This is a genomic window from Micromonospora sp. NPDC092111, assembly GCF_044755745.1.
Classification (GTDB): Bacteria; Actinomycetota; Actinomycetes; order Mycobacteriales; family Micromonosporaceae; genus Micromonospora.
On the sequence record NZ_JBIVRQ010000013.1, the window covers coordinates 140652 to 165958 of the forward strand.

26 protein-coding genes are annotated in these 25307 nt (G+C 73.1%); 13 read left to right on the forward strand and 13 right to left on the reverse strand.

Annotated features, from left to right (window positions below; all coding sequences use genetic code 11):
• Positions 1 to 3: 3 nt before the first annotated feature.
• Together ACIQG9_RS23305 and ACIQG9_RS23310 are read right to left on the reverse strand one after the other, a co-directional pair.
• Positions 4 to 264, reverse strand: coding sequence for a hypothetical protein (locus tag ACIQG9_RS23305; protein ID WP_400405975.1), 261 nt, complete (start codon positions 262 to 264; stop codon positions 4 to 6).
• Positions 265 to 540: 276 nt separating this feature from the next.
• Positions 541 to 918: a hypothetical protein gene (locus ACIQG9_RS23310; protein WP_400405977.1), complete on the reverse strand. Its 378-nt coding sequence runs from the start codon at positions 916 to 918 to the stop codon at positions 541 to 543.
• Between the two features lie 122 nt (positions 919 to 1040).
• Between ACIQG9_RS23310 and ACIQG9_RS23315 the strand changes: the two genes are divergently transcribed.
• Genes ACIQG9_RS23315 through ACIQG9_RS23325 form a run of 3 tightly spaced genes read left to right on the forward strand, consistent with a single transcriptional unit; the run spans position 1041 to position 4122 of the window.
• Positions 1041 to 3593 (forward strand): ATP-dependent Clp protease ATP-binding subunit, encoded by a 2553-nt coding sequence (locus ACIQG9_RS23315; RefSeq protein ID WP_400405979.1) that lies wholly within the window; start codon positions 1041 to 1043, stop codon positions 3591 to 3593.
• Positions 3594 to 3607: 14 nt separating this feature from the next.
• The gene (locus tag ACIQG9_RS23320; protein WP_400405981.1) at positions 3608 to 3772 is read left to right on the forward strand and encodes a hypothetical protein; all 165 of its coding nucleotides are present in this window, start codon (positions 3608 to 3610) and stop codon (positions 3770 to 3772) included.
• Positions 3772 to 4122, forward strand: coding sequence for a DUF3140 domain-containing protein (locus ACIQG9_RS23325; RefSeq protein WP_400405983.1), 351 nt, complete (start codon positions 3772 to 3774; stop codon positions 4120 to 4122). Before ACIQG9_RS23320 ends, ACIQG9_RS23325 begins: the two co-directional genes overlap by 1 nt.
• 52 nt (positions 4123 to 4174) lie before the next feature.
• On the opposite strand, the gene ACIQG9_RS23330 is transcribed toward ACIQG9_RS23325, so the two are convergent.
• The 3 genes from ACIQG9_RS23330 to ACIQG9_RS23340 all read right to left on the reverse strand — a co-directional run bounded on the left by ACIQG9_RS23330 (position 4175) and on the right by ACIQG9_RS23340 (position 6109).
• Positions 4175 to 4411: a hypothetical protein gene (locus tag ACIQG9_RS23330; RefSeq protein ID WP_400405985.1), complete on the reverse strand. Its 237-nt coding sequence runs from the start codon at positions 4409 to 4411 to the stop codon at positions 4175 to 4177.
• A gap of 19 nt (positions 4412 to 4430) precedes the next feature.
• Positions 4431 to 5426, reverse strand: coding sequence for a LysR family transcriptional regulator (locus tag ACIQG9_RS23335; RefSeq protein ID WP_400405987.1), 996 nt, complete (start codon positions 5424 to 5426; stop codon positions 4431 to 4433).
• Positions 5427 to 5488: 62 nt separating this feature from the next.
• The gene (locus ACIQG9_RS23340) at positions 5489 to 6109 is read right to left on the reverse strand and encodes a hemerythrin domain-containing protein (RefSeq protein ID WP_400405989.1); all 621 of its coding nucleotides are present in this window, start codon (positions 6107 to 6109) and stop codon (positions 5489 to 5491) included.
• A 153-nt stretch (positions 6110 to 6262) separates the two neighbouring features.
• On the opposite strand from ACIQG9_RS23340, the gene ACIQG9_RS23345 reads away from it, so the two are divergent.
• Both ACIQG9_RS23345 and ACIQG9_RS23350 read left to right on the forward strand, forming a co-directional pair.
• Complete coding sequence (locus tag ACIQG9_RS23345) at positions 6263 to 7591, forward strand: M20/M25/M40 family metallo-hydrolase (RefSeq protein ID WP_400405991.1); 1329 nt, start codon at positions 6263 to 6265, stop codon at positions 7589 to 7591.
• Between the two features lie 46 nt (positions 7592 to 7637).
• Positions 7638 to 8300: a hypothetical protein gene (locus ACIQG9_RS23350; RefSeq protein WP_400405993.1), complete on the forward strand. Its 663-nt coding sequence runs from the start codon at positions 7638 to 7640 to the stop codon at positions 8298 to 8300.
• A gap of 123 nt (positions 8301 to 8423) precedes the next feature.
• Here the strand turns inward: ACIQG9_RS23350 and ACIQG9_RS23355 are convergent, their stop codons facing one another.
• The 6 genes from ACIQG9_RS23355 to ACIQG9_RS23380 all read right to left on the reverse strand — a co-directional run bounded on the left by ACIQG9_RS23355 (position 8424) and on the right by ACIQG9_RS23380 (position 13198).
• Entirely contained in the window at positions 8424 to 8615 is a 192-nt protein-coding gene (locus ACIQG9_RS23355; RefSeq protein ID WP_400405995.1) for a DUF5703 family protein, read from the reverse strand.
• A 120-nt stretch (positions 8616 to 8735) separates the two neighbouring features.
• On the reverse strand, positions 8736 to 9305 hold the full coding sequence (locus tag ACIQG9_RS23360) for a DUF3105 domain-containing protein (protein ID WP_400405997.1): 570 nt from the start codon (positions 9303 to 9305) through the stop codon (positions 8736 to 8738).
• Positions 9302 to 10516, reverse strand: coding sequence for a PqqD family protein (locus ACIQG9_RS23365; RefSeq protein WP_400405999.1), 1215 nt, complete (start codon positions 10514 to 10516; stop codon positions 9302 to 9304). The genes ACIQG9_RS23360 and ACIQG9_RS23365 overlap by 4 nt, the downstream gene beginning before the upstream one ends.
• Positions 10513 to 11616 carry a HesA/MoeB/ThiF family protein gene (locus tag ACIQG9_RS23370; RefSeq protein ID WP_400406001.1) on the reverse strand — a complete coding sequence of 368 codons (1104 nt, stop codon included), beginning with the start codon at positions 11614 to 11616 and terminating at the stop codon, positions 10513 to 10515. The genes ACIQG9_RS23365 and ACIQG9_RS23370 overlap by 4 nt, the downstream gene beginning before the upstream one ends.
• A gap of 68 nt (positions 11617 to 11684) precedes the next feature.
• Positions 11685 to 11807, reverse strand: coding sequence for a hypothetical protein (locus ACIQG9_RS23375; protein ID WP_400406003.1), 123 nt, complete (start codon positions 11805 to 11807; stop codon positions 11685 to 11687).
• A gap of 419 nt (positions 11808 to 12226) precedes the next feature.
• On the reverse strand, positions 12227 to 13198 hold the full coding sequence (locus ACIQG9_RS23380) for an aldo/keto reductase (RefSeq protein ID WP_400406005.1): 972 nt from the start codon (positions 13196 to 13198) through the stop codon (positions 12227 to 12229).
• A gap of 197 nt (positions 13199 to 13395) precedes the next feature.
• On the opposite strand from ACIQG9_RS23380, the gene ACIQG9_RS23385 reads away from it, so the two are divergent.
• The 7 genes from ACIQG9_RS23385 (at position 13396) to ACIQG9_RS23415 (ending at position 19227) form a co-directional block, all read left to right on the forward strand.
• Positions 13396 to 14448 carry an LLM class F420-dependent oxidoreductase gene (locus ACIQG9_RS23385; protein WP_400406007.1) on the forward strand — a complete coding sequence of 351 codons (1053 nt, stop codon included), beginning with the start codon at positions 13396 to 13398 and terminating at the stop codon, positions 14446 to 14448.
• Positions 14445 to 15281: an undecaprenyl-diphosphate phosphatase gene (locus tag ACIQG9_RS23390; protein WP_400406009.1), complete on the forward strand. Its 837-nt coding sequence runs from the start codon at positions 14445 to 14447 to the stop codon at positions 15279 to 15281. The genes ACIQG9_RS23385 and ACIQG9_RS23390 overlap by 4 nt, the downstream gene beginning before the upstream one ends.
• 76 nt (positions 15282 to 15357) lie before the next feature.
• A complete protein-coding gene (locus ACIQG9_RS23395; protein ID WP_400406011.1) occupies positions 15358 to 16062 on the forward strand; it encodes a histidine phosphatase family protein in 705 nt (234 codons plus the stop codon).
• Between the two features lie 112 nt (positions 16063 to 16174).
• The gene (locus tag ACIQG9_RS23400) at positions 16175 to 16756 is read left to right on the forward strand and encodes a DUF3090 domain-containing protein (RefSeq protein ID WP_400406013.1); all 582 of its coding nucleotides are present in this window, start codon (positions 16175 to 16177) and stop codon (positions 16754 to 16756) included.
• Positions 16753 to 17568, forward strand: a complete 816-nt coding sequence (locus tag ACIQG9_RS23405; protein ID WP_400406015.1) for an SCO1664 family protein — start codon at positions 16753 to 16755, stop codon at positions 17566 to 17568. Before ACIQG9_RS23400 ends, ACIQG9_RS23405 begins: the two co-directional genes overlap by 4 nt.
• A 67-nt stretch (positions 17569 to 17635) precedes the next feature.
• Positions 17636 to 18874, forward strand: coding sequence for a cysteine--1-D-myo-inosityl 2-amino-2-deoxy-alpha-D-glucopyranoside ligase (mshC, locus tag ACIQG9_RS23410; RefSeq protein WP_400406017.1), 1239 nt, complete (start codon positions 17636 to 17638; stop codon positions 18872 to 18874).
• Between the two features lie 182 nt (positions 18875 to 19056).
• Positions 19057 to 19227 carry a serine dehydratase beta chain gene (locus tag ACIQG9_RS23415; RefSeq protein WP_400406055.1) on the forward strand — a complete coding sequence of 57 codons (171 nt, stop codon included), beginning with the start codon at positions 19057 to 19059 and terminating at the stop codon, positions 19225 to 19227.
• Between the two features lie 254 nt (positions 19228 to 19481).
• On the opposite strand, the gene ACIQG9_RS23420 is transcribed toward ACIQG9_RS23415, so the two are convergent.
• Both ACIQG9_RS23420 and ACIQG9_RS23425 read right to left on the reverse strand, forming a co-directional pair.
• Positions 19482 to 20273, reverse strand: a complete 792-nt coding sequence (locus ACIQG9_RS23420; RefSeq protein WP_400406019.1) for a GntR family transcriptional regulator — start codon at positions 20271 to 20273, stop codon at positions 19482 to 19484.
• 233 nt (positions 20274 to 20506) lie between these two features.
• Positions 20507 to 21376 carry a PAC2 family protein gene (locus tag ACIQG9_RS23425; protein WP_400406021.1) on the reverse strand — a complete coding sequence of 290 codons (870 nt, stop codon included), beginning with the start codon at positions 21374 to 21376 and terminating at the stop codon, positions 20507 to 20509.
• 259 nt (positions 21377 to 21635) lie between these two features.
• Between ACIQG9_RS23425 and metH the strand changes: the two genes are divergently transcribed.
• Positions 21636 to 25151 carry a methionine synthase gene (gene metH / locus ACIQG9_RS23430; RefSeq protein ID WP_400406023.1) on the forward strand — a complete coding sequence of 1172 codons (3516 nt, stop codon included), beginning with the start codon at positions 21636 to 21638 and terminating at the stop codon, positions 25149 to 25151.
• Positions 25152 to 25307 lie beyond the last annotated feature (156 nt).

Consider the following 25307-nt stretch of genomic DNA (forward strand, 5'->3'; position numbering starts at 1 on the left):
CCGCTACAGCGACGCGACGTAGAGCTGTGCCTGCTCCACCGCGACGAGGGTTGCGGCGAGACATTCCTCCAGCTCCTGGCCGGCCTGGGTGAGCGAGGCCTGGGCCGCCTCGACGGTCTCGTGCCCGCTGCCCTCCAGTGCCCCGGCGAGGGTCTGCTGCGCCTCGGAGAGTTTCTCCCCGGCCGCCTGCACGGCTGTCTGCCCGTCACCGATCTGTTGGAGGGCGATATCGATCGCGGCCTTCAGCTCGGCGACGCTCGCCACGGTGACCTCCTGGGGGCGGGGAGATCTCCATTACAACGTATCCCTGGCGGGGAGAGAACATCCGCCCTGTCGGTGTTGCGGCCCGGGTGTCCGGTTACCGCCCTGACGTGCGCGAAGCTGGTTGCCCAGTCCCGCCGAAGGTACTGGCGGTCCCGTTGACGGGACTGTCGCCACCGGCTCCCGGCCCCTCGGGTCGACCAGGCGGGACGGCCCCACGACGACCCGACGGGGTGCCCCGGTCGCGCCGGGTCCCGGCTCGTGCACGGTGGGCCCGGGTCAGGTGGGCAGCCAGCGCGGGCCGCGCACCTCGGCACCGAGGACGCCCACCCGCTCGCGCAGCTCCCGGTCGGCCGTCACCACCAGCAGCCGCCGGTCCGGCGTGTCCCGGACCAGGTCGACGATGGTGTCGTCGCCCGACCCGGGGGCGCTCACCGTGCGCACCCCCGCCACCCCCGGCACGTCCCGTGCCGCGCCCTCCACCACCAGCACCACCTCGACCGGGGGTGGCAGCTCGGGTGGCAGTCCATGGTCGGCGAGCGGGATCAGCCGGTCCCGCAGGCGGGCCGCCGCGGCGGCGCGGTCGTGCCACCAGCCGTCCGGGCGGGAGCCGACCACGTTGGCGCCGTCGACGATCAGCAGCGGTGCAGAGTCCATGCCCCCAGCCTGCCATCTCGCGGCGTTTGTCGCGGCGACCGCCGGGTAGCCACCGGCGACCGTGCCGCGCCTGCGGTGTCGCCCCCGGCGACCCTGCCGCGCCCGAGGAGCGGAGAACAGACATGATGGGACCCGGTGACTTCGGCTCCGACCCGTGGGACGAGTTCCTGGCCCGGTACTTCGGCCGGGGTGAGGGCGGACGCCGACCGGCCCACCGGGTCGACATCACCCGGCTGATGACCGCCGACGCCAGGGAGATGCTGGCCGACGCCGCCCGGCGGGCCGCCCAGAAGCACAGCAACGACCTGGACACCGACCACCTGCTCTGGGCGGCGTTGCAGCGCGAGCCGCTGCGCGACCTGGTACGCCGGGCCGGCGCCGACCCGGACGCCCTGGTCAACGCCCTCGGCGGGCGCGGCGACGGGGCGCCACGCGGGGAGGTGCCGCCCAACCTCTCGCTCACCCCGGCGGCCAAGCGGGCGCTGCTCGACGCCCACCAGCTCTCCCGGGCGATGGGCGCCAACTACATCGGTCCCGAGCACATCCTGATGGCGCTGCCGCTCAACCCGGAGTCACCGGCCGGGCGGATGCTCGCCGCCGGCCGGATCCAGCCCGAGTCGTTGCAGGCGGCCAGCGCCGAACGCGGCCCGATGACCGGCCCGAAGCCCGACCGGGGCACCCCCACCCTCGACCAGTACGGCCAGGACCTCACCGACCTGGCCCGCAACGACCAGATCGACCCGGTGATCGGCCGCGCCGACGAGATCGAGCAGGCGGTGGAGATCCTGTCCCGGCGGACCAAGAACAATCCGGTGCTCATCGGCGAGGCCGGCGTCGGCAAGACCGCCATCGTGGAGGGCCTGGCCGAGCGGATCTGCGACGGCGACGTGCCGCAGACCCTGATCGGCAAGCGGGTCGTCCAGCTCGACCTGGCCGGCCTGGTCGCCGGCACCCGCTACCGGGGTGACTTCGAGGAACGGCTCAAGAAGGTGATCGACGAGATCCGGGCGCACCGGGACGAGCTGATCATCTTCCTGGACGAGATCCACACCCTGGTCGGCGCGGGCGGCGCCGGCAGCGAGGGCGGCATGGACGCGTCCAACATGCTCAAGCCGGCCCTCGCCCGGGGTGAGCTGCGGGTGATCGGGGCGACCACGCTGGACGAGTACCGGCGCAGCATCGAGAAGGACGCCGCGCTGGCCCGCCGGTTCCAGCCGGTGCTGGTGCCCGAGCCCGGCGTCGAGGACACCGTGGCCATCCTGCGCGGCCTGCGGGACCGGTACGAGGCGCACCACCAGGTCCGCTTCGCCGACGAGGCGCTGGTCGCCGCCGCCGAACTGTCCGACCGGTACGTCACCGACCGTTTCCTGCCGGACAAGGCGATCGACCTGATCGACCAGGCCGGCGCCCGGGTCCGGCTGCGCACCCGCACTCCCGCCGCCGACGTCCGCGAGCTGGAGCAGCAGCTCGACGAGGTGCGGCGGGACAAGGAGCAGGCCGTCGCCGACGAGCAGTACGAGAAGGCGTCCACGCTGCGCGACCGGCTCGCCGAGGTCGAGAAGCAGATCCGTCGGGCCCAGGGCGACGGGGGCGACAGCCAGGTCCCCTCGGTCGGCCCGCAGGAGATCGCCGAGGTGGTCTCCCGGGCCACCGGGATCCCGGTCAGCCAGCTCACCGAGGAGGAACGGGACCGGCTGCTGCGCCTGGAGGGACACCTGCACCAGAAGGTGGTCGGCCAGGACGACGCGGTCAGCGCGGTGGCCGAGGCGGTGCGGCGGTCCCGTACCGGGCTGGCCGACCCGAACCGGCCGATGGGCAGTTTCCTCTTCCTCGGCCCGACCGGCGTCGGCAAGACCGAGCTGGCCCGCGCCCTCGCCGAGGCGCTGTTCGGCGAGGCGGACCGGATGGTCCGGGTCGACATGAGCGAGTTCCAGGAACGGCACACCGTGGCCCGCCTGGTCGGCGCGCCCCCCGGCTACGTCGGGTACGAGGAGGCCGGCCAGCTCACCGAGGCGGTCCGCCGCCGCCCGTACGCGGTGGTGCTGCTCGACGAGATCGAGAAGGCCCACCCGGACGTGTTCAACATCCTGCTCCAGGTGCTCGACGACGGGCGGCTCACCGACAGCCAGGGCCGCACGGTCAACTTCAAGAACACCGTCCTGATCATGACGAGCAACCTGGGTTCGGAGCTGATCACCGGCAGCCAGCGCACGGTCGGCTTCGGAGTCGGCGCCCCCGGCGGCCAGCAGGAGGCCGACGAGCTGCGGGAGCGGCTGATGCGCCGGCTCCAGGAGAGCTTCCGTCCGGAGTTCCTCAACCGGATCGACGAGACGATCATCTTCCAGCGGTTGGAGGCCGAGCAGCTACGGCAGATCACCGAGCTGCTGCTGGAGGAGACCCGCCGCCGGCTGCACGCCCAGGACATCCAGGTCGACTTCACCACGGCCGGCACCGACTGGCTCGCCGAGCACGGCTACCAGCCGGAGTTCGGGGCCCGCCCGCTGCGCCGGGTGATCCAGCGGGAGGTCGACAACCGGCTCTCCCGGATGCTGCTGGAGAACGAGGTCTCACCGGGCCAGAAGGTCACCGTCGACGCCCGGGACGGACAACTCGTCATCGAGGTGTCCGCCGGTGACCGGGGCTACACCGCCGCCACCACCTCGCATCCCCGATGACCCGGAGGTCGGAGATGACCGAACCCGAGGAGTCCGAGGAGAACGCCGAACGGACCGCGCCGATCGTCGCGCCCCCGACGGCGAACCCGACCCGGGTCAAGGTGCCGCCGGAGGGCCTGAAGCAGCGCACCGAGGACGGGGACCGGACCCCGTCCTCCCCACCGGAAGAGGAGGCGTGATGGCACGCGAGCAGCGACTCGACCCCGAGGTCGAGGTGATCTGGGAGGACTTCCACGCCGAGGTGAACGTCCCCTCCGAGCAGCTACGGCAGTGGTTGCTGACCCGCGGGTCGGGGGAGGAGTCGTTCGGCCCGGCCCCGGATCTCGACCTGCCCGAGCCGGGCCGGCAGATCCTGGCCGTGCTGCGCAAGCGCAAGGTCGACCTCACCCCCACCGACGTGGAGGTGATGCGGGCGGCGATCGACCGGATCCGGTCCCTGGTCGAGGAGAAGCCCCGGGCGGGCAACTCCGACGACGAGTGGCGCCACTCCCTGCTCGACCTGGGCCACGACGTGCTCGTCGAACGCTGACCGATCCGTGGGGCACCCGGGACGGCGTCCCGGGTGCCCCTGGTCGGTCGGGTTACTCGGTGCCCAGGCTGGGCAGTTGCAGGCCGGCGGCGTCGGCGGCGTCCTGCCGGTCGACGCGGGTCTGCTCCTCCCGGCTGAGCAGGGTGGCGTACTCGGTGATGTCGGCCGGATCGGGCACCTCGGGCAGGCGGCGCAGGAACGTCTCGACGTCCCCGGCGGCGGCGGTGTGCGCGGCGGCCGCCCGACGGAGCAGTTCCCGCTGGTCGGCGGCCGGATAGAGATCGGTCATGCAGGGCTGATACCCGTCGTCAGGCCGTTCGCACCCGACCGGCCGGTCGGGCCACCGCGTTCCGCGCGCCGAACTCGGGGTGCCGCAGCAGCCAGGCCAGGTAGTCGGGGTGCGCGGCCAGCGAGTCGGTGTACGCGGCCACGGCGTCGTCCAGCACCGCCTCGGCGACCCGGGCCGCCGGGGACTCGGGGTGCCAGCCGAGCAGCAGCCGCCAGCGCAGCGGGGTGCCGGCCAGCCGGCGGGTCACCAGTCCGGCGACCGGGCGGAAGGTGGCCTGGCACAGCGCCACCGCCTCGCCGGCGTCGACCAGGTCCATGCAGCCGCGCACGTCGGTCTCGTACACCTTGCGGGGGGTGAAGCCGGCGCGGGCGCAGGCGGCGGCGAAGCAGTCCCCGAAGCAGCCGTCGCCGGGCGCGGCCACCCACTGCTCGTGGCGCAGGTCGGCTAGGCCGACCTCGTCCCGGTCGGCCAGCGGGTGGGCGGCCGGCAGCAGCACCAGCACCGGGTCCACCGCCACCTCCTGCCAGGTCAGGCCGAACTCGGCCGGCGGGGTGGCGTCGCCGCAGACCCCGCTCAACGCGAAGTCGAGCCGGCCGCCGGCGACCAGCGCGCCCAGCTCGTCGGCCGACCAGGAGGCGTAGGTGGTGATCTGCGCGTGCGGCTGCTCGGCGGCGAGCCGGTGCACCAGCCGGCCGAGGATCGGGCTGTTCACCCCGCCGAACCGGTACCGGCCGAGGGCGTCGTCGGCCCCGGCCAGCCGGGCCGCCTCGTCCTGTAGGCCCTTCATCGCCGGCAGCAGCACCCGGGCCCGGGCCAGCACCAGCTCACCGAGGGCGGTGGGCCGGGCGCCGCGCCGGTCCCGTTCGAACAGCGGGCCGCCCAGCGTCCGCTCGATGCGCTGAAGCTGGGCGGTCAGGGCCGGCTGGGCCAGGCCGAGGGTGGACGCGGCCTTCGTCACGCTGCCCGTCTCGGCGATCGCGCAGACCACCCGCAGGTGACGTAGCTCCAGGTTCATACGGTGACGGTATGGCCACGCGCCGGCCGACGGAAGGCCCTGAGCGGATCGGTGCCGATAGATCAGTGTTCCGACCGGTGGGGGAGGTCGCTGAGGTGGGTGCGGCGGCCGGTCACCGCGTCGCGCAGCTTGTCCACCACGCCCACCGCCGGTTCCACGATCCGGTTCCACGGCGGGGTCGCCGGGGTGCCCGGGTGCGGCCTCGTCGGCGCCGCCTCCTCGGCGATCTCCCACCGGTTGCCCAGCCGGATCAGCTCGGCGTCGCTGGCCACCTCGCGCAGTGGGGTGATCAGGTCGGCGATCGCCGTGACGTGCCGGCGCAGCCGCGCGGCCACCTCGGTCAGCGCCGGGTCGTCCGGACCGGCGAGGGCCTTGAGCGCGGTGAGCAACGCCCCGTCCGCCTCGATCTCCCGGTCCACCCGGTCGGCGACGTCGGTCAGCGCGGCGCGGACGGTGGGCAGCAGGTACTGCTCCTCGGCCGACAGGTGCCGGGCCACCGTGGCGGTGAGCACCTCCAGCACCTCCCGCCGTCGCTGCGGCGTCAGGTCGGGGTCGGTGACCTGGTCGACCAGGCTGAGCAGGTGCCGGTGCTCGGCGTCGGCGAGGTCGGCCATGCTCCGCCCACCCGGGCGGTAGGCGTCGTCCGCGGCGGGCGGCAGCGGGGGCAGGGGAACGGCGGACATGGTGCCCTCCTCGACGGGGTGGCCGCAGCGGTGCGACGGCCGGTGCGACGGGCGGTGCGGGGACGCCAGCGCCGGTACCCGTACCGGACGACCGCCAAACGCGGGGCGGGCCGGGCCGTTCGCGGCGGGACCGGCGACTGGTAGAAAGAGGCGATGACGAGCGACGCCGCCTCCGCCCCGCCCGACCCCACCGTAGAGGTCGTCGACCTCTGCCGTGACCTGCTGCGGATCGACACCACCAACACCGGTGACAACGCCACCAGCGCCGGGGAGCGCCGGGCCGCCGAGTACGTCGCGGAGAAGCTCGCCGAGGTCGGCGTCGACGCCGAACTGATCGAGTCGGCGCCCGGCCGGGCCAACCTGGTCGCCCGCATCCCCGGCGCCGACCCCGGCCGGGAGGCGCTGCTGGTGCACGGCCACCTGGACGTGGTGCCCGCCGACGCCGACGAGTGGTCGGTGCACCCGTTCTCCGGCGAGGTCCGCGACGGCTACCTGTGGGGCCGGGGCGCGATCGACATGAAGGACTTCGACGCGATGGTGCTCGCCGTGGTGCGGCACTGGCAGCGCACCGGGGTCCGTCCGCCGCGCGACATCGTACTGGCCTACACCGCCGACGAGGAGGCGGGCAGCGACTACGGCGCGCACTTCCTGGTGCAGCGGCACCGCGACCTCTTCGACGGCTGCACCGAGGCGATCGGCGAGGTGGGCGGCTTCTCGTACTCGATCAGCGACGCCCAGCGGCTCTACCTGATCGAGACCGCCGAGAAGGGCCTGGACTGGCTGCGGCTGCACGCCAAGGGCCGGCCGGGGCACGGCTCGTTCATCCACGACGACAACGCGGTCACCGCGCTGGCCGAGGCGGTCGCCCGGATCGGCCGGCACCGGTTCCCGGTCACCGTCACCCCGACCGTGCGGGCCTTCCTGGAGGAGGTCTCCGACGTGCTCGGCGTGGAGCTGGACCCGGACGACCCGGAGACCGCCATCGCCAAGCTCGGCCCGATCGCCAACATCATCGGCGCCACCATCCGCAGCACCGCCAACCCGACCCGGTTGGCCGCCGGCTACAAGGACAACGTCATCCCCGGCCGGGCCACCGCCACCATCGACTGCCGCAGCCTGCCCGGGCAGTCCGAGCTGCTGGAACGGCAGTTGCGTGAGCTGGTCGGCCCGGACATCGACATCGAGTACGTCCAGCGTCAGCCGGCCCTGGAGACCACCTTCGACGGCGACCTGGTCGAGGCGATGTCGGCGGCGTTGCGCGCCGAGGACCCGGGGGCCCGGCCGGTGCCGTACATGCTCTCCGGCGGGACCGACGCCAAGGCGTTCTCGCAGCTCGGCATCCGCTGTTTCGGGTTCGCCCCGCTGCGCCTGCCGGCCGACCTCAACTTCTCGGCGCTGTTCCACGGCATCGACGAGCGGGTTCCGGTGGACGGACTACAGTTCGGCGTGCGGGTTCTCGACCGGTTCCTCCGCAACTGCTGACCAGCTCCGGTGCCGCACCTCCCCCCATTGTCGAAGGGACTGCCCCATGACCGACCAGCACGGTGAGCTGGACGCCGCCCTGGAGCGCGTGATCGACGCGGCCCGCGCCCACCTGACGGCCGTACGCGCCGCCCAGGGGCGGATCGACGACGACGACGTGTGGCAGGCGTACGTGACGTTGAACAACGCCTCCTTCGCCTACGACGAGCGGCTGCTCGACGCGTTCGGCGAGGTCACCCCGTGGGACGTCGAGTCGATCGACCCGGACGAGGCGGACGAGCGGTTCGGCGGCGGCGCCGAGGGCGTCGAGGCCACCGACCCGCACCCGAGGGTCATCTCGGTGCGGCAGCGCCGCGACTACCGGGTGCCCAGCGTCTCGGCGCTGCTCCGGGTCGCCGAGGTCGCCCGCCGGGAGAGCACCCCCGAGGAGGACGAGCCGGCCCCGGTCGAGGGGGTGGGCGAGGCGGTGCTGGAGCTGCTCCAGAGCGGCGACGGCTCGCTGAGCGCGCTGGACGTGCCGGAGCTGGAGCCGCTGGACGGCGTGGTGATGGTCAGCGAGGTCGGCACCCCGGTCGACCTGGAGTCCTTCGACGACGACGACCCGGTGGGCCCGTTCACCCCGGCCGCCGACGACCGCCTCGTCGGGCGGCTCGACGAGCACCCGTTCCTCGACGAGGACGACCACGACCACGCCGGTCACCAGCACTAGGCCGGGACCGTCCCGGGGCTCGACCGCGCGGTCGCGGCCCCGGGACGGTCCGCCGTCCCGCCCCGCCCGGGTGCTCGCCGCCCCGGTCGGGTCGGGCCCGCCGGGGGTTCGCCCGGCGGCGGGTCAGTACGACAGGCCGGGCTGCGGCTGGTTCACCCGGCGGCGTCGCAGCATCACCTTGCGGGTGCCGTCGCGGAACAACTGCACCCGGGCCAACTCCCATCCGGAGAACTCCGCCTGGATCGCTAGCTGCACCGCGGCGGTCAACCGGTCGACGTTCGGCGGCAACCGTAGCGGCGCGTATTCGTAGTCCATGTGACCTATGCTGCCCAGCCGGGCGGCCCTCCGCCACCCCCTGACGGGTGAGCCGCGCCGCCGCCGCCGGCGGCCGTCCGGGTGCGGTCGCCCCCGGTGGGCGCGCCGTCCGGTTCCGGCTCAGTCCGGCACGCAGTCGGTCGCCCCGTCCTGCCAGGAGTGGTTGTAGCGGCCGGCGAGCCGGTCGACGAACTGCTCCACCGCCCGCTCGTCGAGGCGGTCCAGGCGTTGCAGCCGCTGCCACGCGGTCAGCCCGATGCCGTGGCCCAGCGTCGGGTAGGGCGCGACCACCACGTCGCGCGGGTGGCGGCGGCCGATGCGTTCGAGCGTCTCGACGTCGGCCGCCGGGACGTCGGGGGCGTACTGCACCAGCACGTGGCCGTGCTCCAGGGCGTGCACCTGGAGTTCCTCCGGGACCGCGTCCCGGTAGATCCCCGGCACGATCACCCGGGGCGAGTGCGGCCCGGAGGTGGGGGGCATCGACCGGTACGCGTCGTGCGGTGCGCCCTCGTAGGCGATGTGCCGGTCGCCCTCGAACGGTTGTGCGGTGCCGGGCAGCCGGTCGCAGGGGAGCGCGGCGTCGCCGCCGGAAAGGCCGAGCAGCACCCCCACGCCGAGGCCGGACATGGTCGCCACGCTGAGCACGGTGACCGCGACGCTGACCACCGGACCGAGCCATCTGCGGTTCATGCGGCCAGCCTTCCGGCGCGGTAACGATTACGCACGATTACCCCGACGGGAAGCAGTACGTTGAGTGACGCGAATGCGGCCAACGCAATTCCCTCCCACCAGTAGGCGCTGCCGAACGGGGCGCCGATCAGCACTCCGCCGGCCCAACCCAATGTCACTTTCGCGCTCGGCACGAGAAAATGGATGACGAACCAGACCATCCAGATGACACCGGCCAGGTACAGCAATCGGTACCAGCGGGACACCCGCAGGTCCCGGGCGTGCGCGTCGCGTAGGACGGTCGCCTCGGCCGGGGTCAACCGGCGGATCCACCGTTTGAGGCTGAGCCGGGTCACCTCGTGCAGATTGCGGCAGCCGGTCGCGGTCGCCATTACCAGGTACATGTCGGTGCGCAGGTAGGCCAGGGTCTGGAAGGCCAGCTTGACGGCCTGGCTGAACACCACCATGGCGAGGAACCGGACCATCCCCGGCGGCAGTTCGAGCCAGCCCCGCGACCAGGCGAAGCGGGGTGCGACCGCGGCGAACAGCAGCAGCCCGTCGACGGCCATGCCGGCGAGGAAGGGGCCGTAGCGCCGCTCCGGCGGCAGCGCCCAGAGCCCGGTCAGGTCGGTCTCCAGGACGGGGAAGACGCCCCGGCGTTCCAGCCGCAGCCGGGACGGCACCCCGACGGCCGCGCCGGCGAACGCGTGCCAGACCTCGTGCACCACCGTCAGCAGGGCCACCGTGACGTTGGTGATCAGCAGGCTGAGCACCACGTCCGGGAAGATGAAGGTGTCCTCGTAGGTGGGCAGCAGGGACGGCTCGGCGGCGAACATCGCCAGCGTCGCCAGCAGGGCGCCGACGTAGACCGTCCAGGCCACCCGGCCGAACAGCGGCCGGACGAGGCGGGCCGGGATCCGGGACACCGACCAGTGCCGCACCGGGGCGGGTGGCGGGGCGTCGCCGGCCCGCGCGTCGATGATGCCCGCGTCGACGAGCACCTCGACGAAGTCCAGCGCGTCGACCGGCTCGCCGGTCTCGCGTTCCACCTCGTCGGCGGCCTCGGCGATGGTGTGCCCGGCGGCGAACAGCGCGACCAGTCGCGCCCCGACCTCGGGGACCACGACGAAGTTTCCGCTGCCCGGGTCGCCGACGACGTACTCGTCCTCCTCCTCCTGGCGGACCACCAGGTTGGCCACCGGTGGCCGGCTGTCCAGCCCGAGCGCGTTCACCGTTCCTCCTGGAGCCAGCCGCAGGTGTCGCACCGGGCGCCGGGCCGGGGGTTGACCACGTAGTGGTAGGTCAGGTCGGTGAGGCTCAGGTGGAACATCCGGCCCCGGGTGCTGGTCGGGATGCCGGCGAGGTGGTAGACCGCGTCGAGGGCGGCCAGGTGGCCGGTGAGGTTCGCGGTGGGGGCGATCACCGCGTGCCCGGTGAACGGGAAGAGTTCCTCCGGTTCGGCGCCGTGCTGCTCGCGGAGCCGGTCGGTGACGCTCGGCAGGCACGCCTGGCAGCAGGTCCGGCCGGGTACGAAGAGGCCGACCACCGCCATCGGGCCGGCGTACTGGGCGATCATCCAGGGTGTGCCGGTGGCCAGCGCCGCCCGGTTGGTCCACTCCCGGATGGTGTGCAGGGGCTGGTCGGCGCAGAGCACGAGCAGGTCCCGGTCGCGCATCAGCGTGGCCACGGCCTCGGTCGAGTCGACCTTGTTCTCCTCGCCGGTCACCGTGACGTGGGAGTTCATCCGGCGGAGCCGGGCCACCGCGGCGGCGACCTTCGGGGCACCGATGTCGTCCTCGGTGTAGAGCAGTTGCCGGGTCAGGTTGCCGGGCTCGACCACGTCGAAGTCGACGCAGTGCACCGCGCCGACCCCGGCGGCGACCAGGGACGCGGCGACCGCCGAGCCGGAGCCGCCCAGCCCCAGCACCGTCACCCGGCTGGCCTTGAGCCGGGCCTGCACGTCGTACCGGGAGGCGCGCGGGGTGAGGTCCACCCAGGCGTGGTAGGTCAGCGCCCGGTCGTACCGGTCGACCTCGGCGGGGCTCAGCTCGGGCGGGGGCGGCGCGGCGGCGTCCTCCACGTAGCCGGCGTCGATGATCGTCCGCATCGCGTCGGTCGCCTCGTCGGCGTCCAGCTCCGGGCGGGCGGCGAGCAGCTCGGCGACGATCCCGTCCCGGGTGCGGGTGCCGTCCATCAGGGCGAGCAGCGACCAGAGGGTGCCGTCCTCGTCGTCGATCTCCGCGCCGATGCCCACCTGGCGGCCACCGATGTTGATCAGGGTCGGGCTCAGTCGTACCGGCTTGTGGATGCCCTTGATCCGGGGCCGCTGCATGTGGATGACCTCCTGGACGGTGGTCGACCGGGGCGCGGCTGGCCGCGCCCCGGTCGGGAGGGTGTCGATCAGCCGCAGAGGTCGTTGCGGCAGCCCGGGTCGGTGATGATGGCGACGGTGGTCTCGAGCCTTTCGAGCTTGCGCACGACGACCTTGGCCGGCTTGCGCTTGACGTCGATCTTACGGTCCACAGGGTCCTCCAACGGAATAGGAGAAACGACGCGGCGGGGGGTCGCTCACGCCGCCATAATTAGAGCACCGTCATTGGTTCGTCACAATGTTTGTCGGCGTCGGATCGGATTACCGCCGGCGGGTCGAATCCCTTTTCGGGCGGGGCCGCCGAAAAGCGGACAGAGAAAGACGGTCCAAAGCGCGCCAGGGCCGCCGAAGCCGCCTATTCGGGCACATCATCCAGAGCGGGTGGATCGAATTATGAGCGGGTGACAGTTGGTAAAGGGTGATCGGTGGGATTGACGCGCTCCGGTGGCCTTTGGGGCGGTCCGCCACCTTGTCGACGCGCCCGGCGGCCCACCCCGGCGGCCCACCCCGGCGGCCGTCCGGTCGGACGCCGTCGGCGGCACGCGCGGGAGCCGGTCGGGAGGCCGGCGGGTCAGCCCTCGCGTTCCGGGTAGCCGACCGGCCCGGCGGACACGTCGTCCAGGGCCGTGGTGATCTCCTCCGGCAGGGTCATCCGGTCCACCTGCAACGCGCCCAGCAACTGCCCGACCGTGCGGGCCCCGAGGATCGGCGCGGTCACCCCCGGCCGGTCCCGGATCCAGGCCAGCGCCACCTCCATCGGTGACACGCCCAGCCCGCCGGCGGCGATGGTCACCGCCTCCACGATGCTGGAGCAGCGCGGCTCCAGGTAGGTGGCGACGAACCGTTCGAAGTGCGGCGAGGCGGCCCGCGAGTCCGCCGGCCGGCCGTTGCGGTACTTGCCGGTCAGCACCCCCCGGCCGAGCGGCGACCAGGGCAGCACGCCCAGCCCCAGCGCCGCGCAGGCCGGCAGCACCTCCCGCTCCACCCCCCGCTCCAGCAGCGAGTACTCGACCTGGGCGGCGACCACCGGGGCGCGCCCCGGCCAGGCGGCCTGCCAGGCGGCGGCGCGGGCGGTCTGCCAGCCGGAGAAGTTCGACACGCCGACGTAGCGGACCCGGCCCGAGGCGACCGCGTGGTCCAGCGCGGCGAGGGTCTCCTCCAGCGGGGTGTCCGGGTCGTAGCCGTGCACCTGCCACAGGTCGACGTGGTCGGTGCCGAGCCGGCGCAGCGAGGCGTCCAGGGTGCGCAGCAGGTGACCGCGGGAACCGTCGCGCCGCCGGCCGCTGCCCGGCCGCAGGCCGGCCTTGGTGGCGATCAGCAGGTCGTCGCGGGGGACCAGGGTGCCCAGCAGCGACCCGAGCACCGACTCGGCGTCCCCGTCGGCGTACACGTCGGCGGTGTCGACCAGGTTGCCGCCCGCGTCGAGGAAACTCTTCAGCTGGGCGGCCGCGTCGTCGGCGTCGGTGTCCCGACCCCAGGTCATGGTGCCGAGCGCGAGCCGGGAAACCGCCAGCCCGCTTCGGCCGAGCGGTCGCTGTTGCATGGGTGAACCTTATTTCGAACCCGGCGCAACCGATATCCTCGCTCCCGGCATCTCTGCCCGTAGCGTCGCCGATCCGACCGTGACCGACGGCCCGGCCACTCGTTGTCCGCCCGGAGGCCGGTGGCGAGCCGGTGAGCGGACCGGCCCACGCCATTGCGTAACCTGGTGCGACCTGTGGTGCGGGATGGGGAGGATCAGTGCGACTCGGGCTCAGCCTCGGATACCAGACGGCGTGGAGCACGCCGGCAGACCACCTGGCGCTTGCCCAGGAAGCGGACCGGCTCGGCTACTCGGTGGTGTGGGCGGCGGAGGCGTACGGCTCGGACTCCCCGAGCATGCTGGCCTGGATGGCCGGCCAGACCGAGCGGATCGACGTGGGCAGCGCGGTGATGCAGATTCCCGCCCGTACCCCGGCGATGACCGCGATGACCGCGGCGACCATCGACGCGCTCTCCGGCGGCCGGTTCCGGCTCGGCCTGGGCGTCTCCGGCCCGCAGGTCTCCGAGGGCTGGCACGGCGTCCGGTTCGGCAAGCCCCTGGCCCGCACCCGGGAGTACGTCGACATCGTCAAGCTGGCGGTGGCCCGCAAGGAGGTCGCGTACGACGGCGAGCACTACACGCTGCCCCTGCCCGACGGTCCCGGCAAAGCCCTGCGGCTGGGCTTCCATCCGCCGCGCGAACACATCCCGATCTACCTGGCCGCCGTCGGCCCGAAGAACCTGGAGCTGGCCGGCGAGATCGCCGACGGCTGGCTGGCCGTCTTCTACGCCCCGGAGTTCGCCGACGAGCAGCTCGCCTCGGTGCGGGCCGGCCGGGCGAAGGCCGGCAAGGAGCTGGCCGGCTTCGACGTGGTCCCCTCGGTGCCGGTGGTGGTCGGCGACGACGTGGCCTCCTGCGCCGAGCTGGTCCGCTGGTACGCCGCGCTCTACGTCGGCGGCATGGGCAGCCGGCAGCAGAACTTCTACAACCAGCTCGCCACCCGGATGGGCTACGGCGACGCCGCCCGGGAGGTGCAGGACCTCTACCTGGCGAAGCGGCAGCGCGACGCGGCGGCGGCGGTGCCGACGGAGTTCATCGACCGGACCTCGCTGCTCGGCCCGAAGGAGCGCATCGCCGAGCGGATGCGGGAGTACGCGGCGGCCGGCGTCAGCACCCTGTCGGTCACCCTCTTCGTCGCCGACCGGGACAGTGGGGTGCGGACCCTGCGCACCGTCGCCGAGGCCCTCGACCTTTCCGGAGTCGGCGAGTGAGCTGGGTCGAGGCCATCGTCCTGGGCATCGTCCAGGGGCTCACCGAGTTCCTCCCGGTGAGTTCGTCGGGGCATCTGCGGATCACCTCGGCGCTCTTCTTCGGCCGCGACGCGGGTGCGTCGTTCACCGCGGTCACCCAGCTCGGCACCGAAGCGGCCGTGCTCATCTACTTCGCCAAGGACATCTGGCGGATCACCCGGGTCTGGCTGGTCGGCATCCGGGACCGTTCGGTGCGTTCCAGCCTCGACTACCGGATGGGCTGGTACGTGATCGTCGGCTCGATCCCGATCGGGCTGTTCGGCTTCCTGTTCAAGGACCAGATCCGTACCGCCGGGCGCAACCTGTGGGTGGTCTCCACCACCTTGATCGTCTTCGCCTTCGTGCTGGCCTTCGCCGAGTACTGGGGACGGCAGACCCGCACCCTGGAGAACTTCCGGATGCGCGACGGCGTGGTGATGGGCTTCGCCCAGGCGATGGCGCTGATTCCCGGGGTGTCCCGCTCCGGCGGCACGCTCACCGCCGGCCTGCTGCTGAACCTCACCCGGGAGGCCGCCGCCCGGTACTCGTTCCTGCTGGCCATCCCGGCGGTGGTGATGTCCGGGGTGTTCAGCGTCGGGGACGTGTTCGAACCGGCCGCGCCGGGCACCTCGGTGCCCACCGTGGCGCAGATCGTGGTGGCCACGGTCATCGCCTTCGCCATCGGCTACGCCGCCATCGCCTGGCTGCTGCGCTACGTGGCCCACCACACCCTGTACGTCTTCGTCCTCTACCGGGTGGCGCTCGGCACGCTGGTGCTGTCGCTGCTGCTCACCGGCAGGATCAGCGCCACCTGACGGGCCGGCCTGCCGACGGCCCCCGACACCGCGGTGTCGGGGGCCGTCGCGGGCGGGCTGCGCCTAGGGTGGTGTCGTGGCGACCCTTCTGCTTCTGCGACACGGCCGGACGACGGCGAACGCCGACGGGGGGCTGGCCGGCCGTCAGCCGGTCGAGCTGGACGACACCGGTCGGGCGCAGGCGGACGCGGTCGGCGGGCGGCTGCGGGGCCTGCCGCTGGCGGCGGTGGTGACCAGCCCGCTGATCCGTTGCCGGCAGACCCTCGCGCTGGCACTGCCGCAGGCCGAGCCGGTCGTCGAGGAGGGCCTGATCGAGTGCGGCTACGGCGCCTGGGAGGGGCAGCCGCTGAAGAAGCTGGCCAAGGAGCCGCTCTGGCCGGTGGTGCAGCAGCACCCCAGCGCCGCCGTCTTCCCCGGCGGCGAGTCGATGGCGCAGATGGCGGCCCGGGCGGTCGCCGCGGTGCGCTCCTGGGACGCCCGGGTGACCGCCGAGCACGGGCCGGAGGCGGTCTGGCTGGCGTGCAGCCACGGCGATGTGATCAAGGCCATCGTGGCCGACGCGCTCGGTGTGCACCTCGACCTCTTCCAGCGCATCGTCGCCGACCCGGCCTCGGTCACCGCGATCCGTTACACCCCGCTGCGGCCGTTCCTGGTCCGGCTCAACGACACCGGCGGCGACCTGTCCGGCCTGGTGCCGCCACCCCGCAGGCGGCGACGCCGGTCGTCCCGGGCCGTCGACTCGGACGCCGCCGTGGGCGGGGGTGCCGGGGCGGCCGGGTGAACCGGGCCGTCCCGCCCGTCGTCGCCCCGGGTGGCCGCCGGCATTTCGCCCTCGGCTGATTCGGCGTCGGTGCGTTGCGCGACGCTTCCACGGGCCGGATAGGGTCGTGGGTATGACCCACCAGGTGCACGCCTTCGAGCCGCCGGAGCGGTTCGTCGCCGGGACGGTCGGGGCGCCCGGGGAGCGTACGTTCTTCCTCCAGGCGCGTGGCGGCGGCCGGCTGGTCAGCGTCGCGCTGGAGAAGGTGCAGGTGTCCCTGCTCGCCGAGAAGCTGGAGGAGTTGCTCTCCGAGGCGCGCCGGCGGTTCGGTGTCGAGCTGCCGGAGGCGCCGCCGGCCGTCGGCGACAACGAGCCGCTGGACACTCCGGTCGACGAGGAGTTCCGGGTCGGCACCCTCGGGCTCGCCTTCGACGTGGACACCGCCACCGTGGTGATCGAGGCGATCGCCGCCGGTGAGGCGGACGTCGAGGTCGAGCTGGGCGGCGACGACGACGAGGCCGACGAGGACGAGGACGAGGAGCCGGACGAGGATCTCGACCGGCTGCGGGTGCGACTGACCCCCGAGGCGACCCGCGAGTTCATCGAGCGGGCCCGCCGGGTGGTCAACGCCGGCCGGCCGCCCTGCCCGCTGTGCGGCCAGCCGCTCGACCCGGCCGGTCACCTCTGCCCCCGGCACAACGGCTACCACCGGTGACCTCGTCGGAGTTGCGGCGCCAGGACGCCAGCGCCGCGCTCCGCCTGCTGCGCGACGGTGAGATCGACCTGGAGGGTCGGCTGGTCGACGCCTCCAACACCACCCTGCGCGGGATCCTGACCCTGGACGGGCGGACGGCCCGCTGCGTCTACAAGCCGGTGCGGGGCGAGCGACCGCTGTGGGACTTCCCCGACGGCACCCTGGCCGGCCGGGAGGTCTCGGCCTACCTGGTGTCCCGGGCCACCGGCTGGGACCTGGTCCCGCCGACGGTGCTGCGCGACGGGCCGTTCGGGCCGGGCTCCTGTCAGCTCTGGATCGACGAGCCGGACGACGCCGAGTCGCTGGTCGGTTTCGTGCCCGCCGAGGCGGTGCCGCCGCGCTGGTTCCCGGTCGCCGCGGCCCGCGACGACGACGGGGCCGCGTACGCCCTGGCGCACGCCGACGATCCCCGGCTGGCCCGGCTGGCCGTGCTGGACGCGGTGCTCAACAACGCCGACCGCAAGGGCGGTCACGTGCTGGTCGGCCCGGACGACCGGATCTACGGGGTCGACCACGGGCTCTGCTTCCACGTCGAGGGCAAGCTGCGCACCGTCCTGTGGGGTTGGGCCGGCCGGCAGCTCCCGCCGGACGCGGTGCAGACGTTGGACGCCCTCGCCGGGCAGGTCGCCGGTGAGCTGGGTGAGGAGCTGGCCGAGCACCTCACCCTCGGCGAGGTGGCCGAGCTGGCGGCCCGGGTGCAGCGGTTGCGCGCGACCGGGCGCTTCCCGTTGCCGCCGGAGGACTGGCCGGCGATGCCGTGGCCGCCCATGTGAGCCGTTGTCGCGTTGATCACCCGGGCGGCGGCTCCCGGTCGCCTGACGGCTCGTTAGGCTGACGGTCATGGAGTCTTGGGCGGGACACGAGGTGCCACGGCTGCCGGGTGACGGCGGGCCACTGAGCTTGTACGACTCGGCGCGGCGCGGTGTCCACCCGAGCCGGCCGGCCGGGCCGGCGACCATGTACGTCTGCGGCATCACCCCGTACGACGCCACCCACCTGGGCCACGCCGCCACTATGATCACCTTCGATCTGGTGCAGCGGATGTGGCGCGACGCCGGCCTGACCGTCCGGTACGTGCAGAACGTCACCGACATCGACGATCCGCTGCTGGAGCGCGCCGCGCGTGACGGCGAGGACTGGAAGGTCCTGGCGATGCGGGAGACGGCGCTGTTCCGGGAGGACATGGAGGCGCTGCGGATCATCCCGCCGGCGTACTACGTCGGCGCGGTGGAGTCGATCCCGGACATCGCCGACAAGGTGCAGGTGCTGCTCAAGGACGGCGCGGCGTACCAGCTCGACGACGGCACCGGCGACGTCTACTTCGACATCAGCGCGGTCCCGGCGTTCGGCTACGAGTCCAACCTGACCCGGGAACAGATGCTGGAGGTCTTCCCGGAACGCGGCGGCGACCCGGACCGGGCCGGCAAGCGCGACCCGCTCGACCCGCTGCTGTGGCGCGGCGCCCGTTCCGGCGAGCCGTCCTGGCCGGGCGGGGAGCTGGGCGCGGGTCGTCCCGGTTGGCACATCGAGTGCACGGTGATCGCGCTCAACCTGCTCGGCGACCGGGTCGACGTGCAGGGCGGCGGCAACGACCTGCTCTTCCCGCACCACGAGTGTTCCGCCGCGCACGCCGAGCGGCTCACCGGCGCGGCCCCGTTCGCCGCCCACTACGTGCACGCCGGCATGATCGGCCTGGACGGCGAGAAGATGTCGAAGTCCAAGGGCAACCTGGTCTTCGTCTCCCGGCTGCGCGCCGACCAGGTCGACCCGATGGCCGTGCGGCTCGGGCTGCTGGCCGGGCACTACCGCGCCGACCGGGCCTGGACCGACGAACTGCTGGTCGCCGCGCAGGAGCAGCTCGGCCGTTGGCGGCGGGCCGCCGCCGCGCCCGCCGGGCCGTCCGGGGCCGACTTCCTGGCCGGGGTACGTGCCCGGCTCGGCGACGACCTCGACACCCCCGGTGCCCTCGCCCTGGCCGACGACTGGGCCGACCGGGCTCTCGCCGGCGGCGGGGACGACCCGGGGGCGCCCGCCCTGTTCGCCGACACGGTCGACGCCCTCCTCGGCATCCGCCTCTGACCGACCGGAACCGGGCGCAGGTCGGCCGGCGGGGCTGGCTGCGCCCGACCCGGCCTGGCCCCGACCCGGCCTGGCCCCGACCCGGCCTGGCCCCGACCCGGCCTGGCCCCGACCCGGCCTGGCCCCGACCTGGCCTGGCCCCGACCTGGCCCTGGCCTGGCCCTGGCCTGGCCCGACACGGTATCGGGCCGTCGAGTTCGCACACGGTGGGTCCGATGCGGGCGGCGCGGATGTTCGTGGCGGCTTGGCCTGGCCCGGCCCCGCTTGGCCCGGCCCCGACACGGCTTGGCCCGGCTTGGCTTCTCGCCTGGCGGCAGTATGTGCCTGGCATCCGGTATGCCACTCCGGCATAAATATGACTGAGTGGCATACGGCTCCTCGGACGGTGGTCGTCCCAAGGGCTTCGCTCAGTGCGGGGATCGACGGCACGCACGGGAAGAACTGCAAGTCCTCTGCTCAACGGACTAGGCGAGCGACAGGGCGAATTAAGCCGAGCCAGCCCGGGCCGAGCCAGCCCGGGCCGAGCCAGCCCGGGCCGAGCCAGCCCGGGCCGAGCCAGCCCGGGCCGAGCCAGCCCGGGCCGAGCCCGAGCCGGGCGGGCCGGCTGTCAGCCGAGGACCAGGCCGGGGTCGGGATCCGGTTCGGGTGCGGGGCCGGGGACCTGGTACTCCTCGGTGAGCGTGGTCATCGGGCCGGGCCAGGTGGCCTGGGCGACCTCGATCGGCTTGCGGTGGGCGTCGTAGGCGACGTGCAGCAGGTGCAGCACGGGGGTGTCCGGGCGGATCTGGAGGGTCTCGGCCTCCTCCCGGCTGGGCTGGCGGGCGCTGATCGTGTCGGCGGCGGTGGTGTACCGCCGGCCGGTGGCCTCCTCGGCCTCCTGGTAGAGCGGGCGGCCGAACGCCTCGGCCCGTTCCAGCGAGGTGCCGGTGGTGTCCTTCGGCAGGAACCAGGAGGCGCCCACCTCGACCGGCGACTCGTCGGTGCGGACCAGGTGGCGGCGGCACAGCAGTTCGGTGCCGTCGGCGACGCCGAACGCGTCGGCCACCTCCGGCGGGGCGGGGGCGCGGCCGACGGAGACGAGCTGCTGGCGGTACCGGGCGGCCAGGTCGGTGTGGTAGCCGCGGAAGCCGCCGTACCGGCCCCGGGAGAGCCGGTTGAGCCGGCGTCGGGTGCCCCGGACGTACGTGCCGGAGCCGGGTTTGGTGATCAGGATTCCCTCGACCCGTAGCTGGTCGACGGCGCGCTGCACGGTCTGTTTGGCGACGCCGAACATCTCGGCGATGGCCGGGATGGACGGCAGCCGCTCGCCGGGCGCCCAGTCGCCCCGGCGCACCTGGGCCTTGAGCTGCGCGGCGATCTGCCGGTGCGGGAACTCGGCGGCTCCCGGGTTGATCTGCACGCCTGCCTCCTCCTGACAGCTAGGTTCCTAGGATGCCCTAGAGCGGGTGACGCCGCCACCCGGACACGCAGAACGGCCACCGGCTTGCGTCGATGTCAAGGTCGGGCGGAGCGTCGATGTCAGGGTCGGACGGAGCGTCGATGTCGGGCCGGGCGGAGCGTCGATGTCAGGGCCGGACGGAACCGGGCCCGGGACGACGACGCGTCCGGGCCCGGTGTGATCGGGGCAGGGGATTACCAGGAACCGGCGGTCGGGCCGGCGGAGCCGCCCCGGCGGCGCAGGTACTTCTCGAACTCCTGGGCGATCTCGTCACCGGTCAGCGGGGTGATGCCCGCGTCGCCGACCCGTTCCTCCAGCTCACGGACGTACTCGCCGAGTTCGGCGTCCTGCTCGGCGGCGCTGCGCACCCGCTGCTCCCACTCGGCGGCCTCCTCGGCCAGGTCGGCCATCGGCACCGGCAGGTCGAGCACGTCCTCGACCCGGTGCAGCAGGGCGAGGGTGGCCTTCGGGCAGGGCGGGTTGTTGGCGTAGTGCGGCACGTGCACCCAGAACGACACCGCGTCGACCTCGGCCCGGGTGCAGGCGTCCTGGAGCACGCCGACGATGCCGGTGGGGCCGTCGTAGCGGGTGGGGGTGAGCTGGTAGCGCTCGGCCGCCCCGGCGTCGGAGGCGCTGCCGCTGATCGGCAACGGCCGGGTGTACGGCACGTCGGCCAGCAGCGCGCCGAGCAGCACCACCCGTTCCACCTCCAGGCTGTGGCAGAGCTCCAGCACCTGCTCGCAGAAGGTGCGCCAGCGCATGCTCGGCTCGATGCCGCGGATCAGCACCACGTCGCGGTCGGTGCCCTCGGGGCTGGCGACCATGAACTTGGTGGTGGGCCACTCCACCCGGCGGGTCTCGCCGTCGGACATCGTGATGGTCGGGCGGCTGACCTGGAAGTCGTAGAATTCCTCCGGGTCGATCTCGGTGATCTGGCGGGCCTGCCAGACCTGCTCCAGGTGTTCCACGGCGGCGGTGGAGGCGTCCGCGGCGTCGTTCCAGCCCTCGAAGGCGGCGATCGCCACCGGGGACCGCAGCACCGGCAGCCCGTCGAACTCGGTCACGCCGTCACCTCGCCCTGCTCGTCGCGGACGGCGCCGGGCGTCGGCCCGGTCACCCGCCCGCCGTGCACGGTGCCGTCCCTGATGTCCTTCACGTCCGCCAGCCTACGTGCCGGGGCGGTGCGTGGCCCGTCGGCCGCGCCGTTCCGCCGCCGCGCCGGGCCGACGAACCGGCACGAACCGGTACGGTGATTCGGCTGACACATTGTGGGACAGCACCGGGGCGCAACAGTGGCCGGGATTTTCGCACTAACCTGAAGCCGTGCGGACTTCGTTGCTGGATGTGCTAGCCGACCGGATCCTCATCGCCGATGGCGCGATGGGGACGATGCTGCAAGCGGCCGACCTGAGCCTCGACGACTTCGAAGGGCTGGAGGGTTGCAACGAGATCCTCAACGTGACCCGGCCCGACGTGGTGCGTGGAGTGCACGAGGCGTACCTGGCCGCCGGGGCGGACTGCGTCGAGACGAACACGTTCGGCGCCAACCTCGCCAACCTCGGTGAGTACGACATCCCGCACCGCATCCGGGAACTCTCCGAGGCCGGCGCGCGGATCGCCCGGGAGGCCGCCGACGCGTACGCCACCGCGGACCGGCCGCGCTTCGTGCTCGGCTCCATCGGCCCCGGCACCAAGCTGCCCACCCTCGGTCACGCCCCGTACGCGACGCTGCGCGACGCGTACCAGGAGAACGCCGCCGGCCTGATCGCCGGCGGGTCGGACGCCCTGATCATCGAGACCTGCCAGGACCTGCTCCAGGTCAAGGCGGCCGTGGTCGGCTCGCACCGGGCGATGGCCGCGCTCGGCCAGCGGGTGCCGATCATCTGCCACGTGGCGGTGGAGACCACCGGCACCATGCTGGTGGGCAGCGAGATCGGGGCGGCGCTGGCGGCCATCGAGCCGCTGGGGGTGGACCTGATCGGGTTGAACTGCTCCACCGGCCCGGCCGAGATGGGCGAGCACCTGCGGTACCTGTCCCAGCACTCGCGCATCCCGCTGTCGGTGATGCCGAACGCGGGCCTGCCGGTGCTGACCGCCGACGGGGCCTACTTCCCGCTGACCCCGGTGGAGCTTGCCGACGCCCTGGAACGCTTCGTCACCGAGTACGGCGTCGCGCTGATCGGCGGCTGTTGCGGCACCACCCCGGAGCACATCCGGGCGCTGGCCGAGCGGCTGCACGGCACCGCCCCGACGCCGCGTGAGCCCCGGCACGAGGCCGGTGTCTCGTCGATCTACCACCCGGTGCCGTTCGCCCAGGACGCCTCGGTGCTGATGGTGGGGGAGCGGACCAACGCCAACGGCTCCAAGGCGTTCCGGGAGTCGATGCTGGCCGGCGACTGGCAGGCGTGTGTGGAGGTCGCCCGCAGCCAGGCCCGGGACGGCTCGCACCTGCTCGACCTGTGCGTCGACTACGTCGGTCGGGACGGCACCCAGGACATGCGGGAACTGGCCGGCCGGTTCGCCACCGCCTCCACCCTGCCGATCATGCTGGACTCCACCGAGCCGCAGGTCATCGAGGCCGGGCTGGAGATGCTCGGTGGGCGTTGCGTGGTCAACTCGGTCAACTTCGAGGACGGCGACGGCCCCGACTCCCGGTACGCCCGGGTGATGCCGGTGATCGCCGAGCACGGCGCGGCCGTGGTCGCGCTGCTCATCGACGAGGAGGGCCAGGCCCGTACCAGGGAGTGGAAGGTACGGGTCGCGGCGCGGCTGATCGACGACCTGACCGGCCGGTGGGGGATGGACCGGGCGGACATCCTCATCGACGCGCTGACCTTCCCGATCGCCACCGGTCAGGAGGAGACCCGCCGGGACGGCATCGAGACGATCGAGGCGATCCGGGAGATCGCCGCCCGTTACCCGGGGGTCAACTTCACGCTCGGCATCTCGAACGTGTCGTTCGGCCTCAACCCGGCCGCCCGGCAGGTGCTCAACTCGGTTTTCCTGCACGAGTGCGTACAGGCCGGGCTGACCTCGGCGATCGTGCACGCCAGCAAGATCCTGCCGATGTCGAAGATTCCGGACGCGCAGCGTGAGGTCGCTCTCGACCTGGTCTACGACCGCCGCCGCGAGGGCTACGACCCGGTGCAGCGGTTCATCGAGGCGTTCGAGGGCGTCGACGCCGCCTCGGCGCGGGCCACCCGCGCGGAGGAGCTGGCCGGGCTGCCGTTGGACGAGCGGCTCAAGCGGCGGATCATCGACGGTGAGCGCAACGGCCTGGAGGCCGACCTGGACACGGCGATGGCCGAGGGCCGGTCCCCGCTGTCCATCATCAACGACATCCTGCTGGACGGGATGAAGGTCGTCGGTGAGCTGTTCGGCTCCGGTCAGATGCAGCTCCCGTTCGTGCTCCAGTCGGCCGAGGTGATGAAGACGGCGGTGGCCTACCTGGAGCCGCACATGGAGAGCGTCGAGGACGGCGGCAAGGGCCGCATCGTGCTGGCCACCGTCCGTGGCGACGTGCACGACATCGGCAAGAACCTGGTCGACATCATCCTGTCCAACAACGGCTACGAGGTCGTCAACATCGGCATCAAGCAGCCGATCAACGCGATCCTCGACGCCGCCGAGCAGCACCGCGCCGACGCGATCGGGATGTCCGGCCTGCTGGTCAAGAGCACCGTCATCATGAAGGAGAACCTCGCCGAGATGGCGTCGCGCGGGGTGGCGGAGCGGTGGCCGGTGCTGCTCGGTGGGGCGGCGTTGACCCGCGCGTACGTGGAGGACGACCTGCGGTCGATGTTCCCCGGCCAGGTGCACTACGCCCGGGACGCCTTCGAGGGGTTGGCCCTGATGGACCGGGTGATGACCGCCAAGCGCGGTGGCGCGCCGGTGGTCGACCCGGAGCGGGAGGCCGCGCTGGCCGCCCGGCGGGCCCGTCGGGAGAAGCAGCGCACGATGGTCACCGAGGCGCTGCCTGAGCTGCACGACGCCTCGGTCCGCTCCGATGTGGCCACCGGTGTGGAGGTGCCCACCCCGCCGTTCTTCGGCACCCGGGTGGTCAAGGGGGTGCCGCTGGCCGACTACTCGGCGCTGCTCGACGAGCGGGCCACCTTCCTCGGCCAGTGGGGGCTGCGCGGCGCCCGGGGCGGCAAGGGCCCGTCGTACGAGGAGTTGGTGGAGACCGAGGGGCGGCCCCGGCTGCGGTACTGGCTGGACCGGCTGATCTCCGACCAGGTGTTGGAGGCGGCCGTGGTGTACGGCTACTTCCCGGCGTACGCCGAGGGCAACGATCTGGTGGTGCTGGACGAGAACGGCAACAGCGAGCGGGCCCGTTTCTCGTTCCCCCGGCAGCGGCAGGAGCGGCGGCTGTGTCTGGCCGACTTCTTCCGTCCCAAGGGGGAGGGCCTGGACGTGGTGGCATTGCAGTTGGTCACCGTCGGGCAGCCGATCAGTGAGTACACCGCGAAGATGTTCGCCGCCAACGAGTACCGCGACTACCTGGAGGTGCACGGCCTGTCCGTGCAGCTCACCGAGGCCCTTGCCGAGTACTGGCACCGGCGGATCCGGTCCGAGCTGACCCTGCCCGGCGGCGGCACGGTCGCCACCGGCGATCCGGCCGACCTGGCCGGCCTGCTGCGTAACGACTACCGGGGCTGTCGGTACGCGTTCGGCTATCCGGCCTGCCCTGACCTGGAGGACCGGGCGAAGATCGTGGACCTGCTCGGCGCGGACCGGATCGGGGTGCAGTTGTCGGAGGAGTTCCAGCTCGTGCCAGAGCAGGCCACCGACGCGATCGTGGTGCACCACCCGGAGGCGAACTACTTCAACGCCAAGTGACGCCGTAACCTCCCCTGAGCTGTGCGAACGCTGTTCGGGTGTGGGGGCGGCGGGGGGGGCCCGGGCCGGGCCCCCCCCCCCCCGGGGGGGGGGGGGGGCCGGCCGGGGGGGGGGGGGGGGGGGTGGGTGTGTCGCCCGGCGTTTACGCGGGGTGGG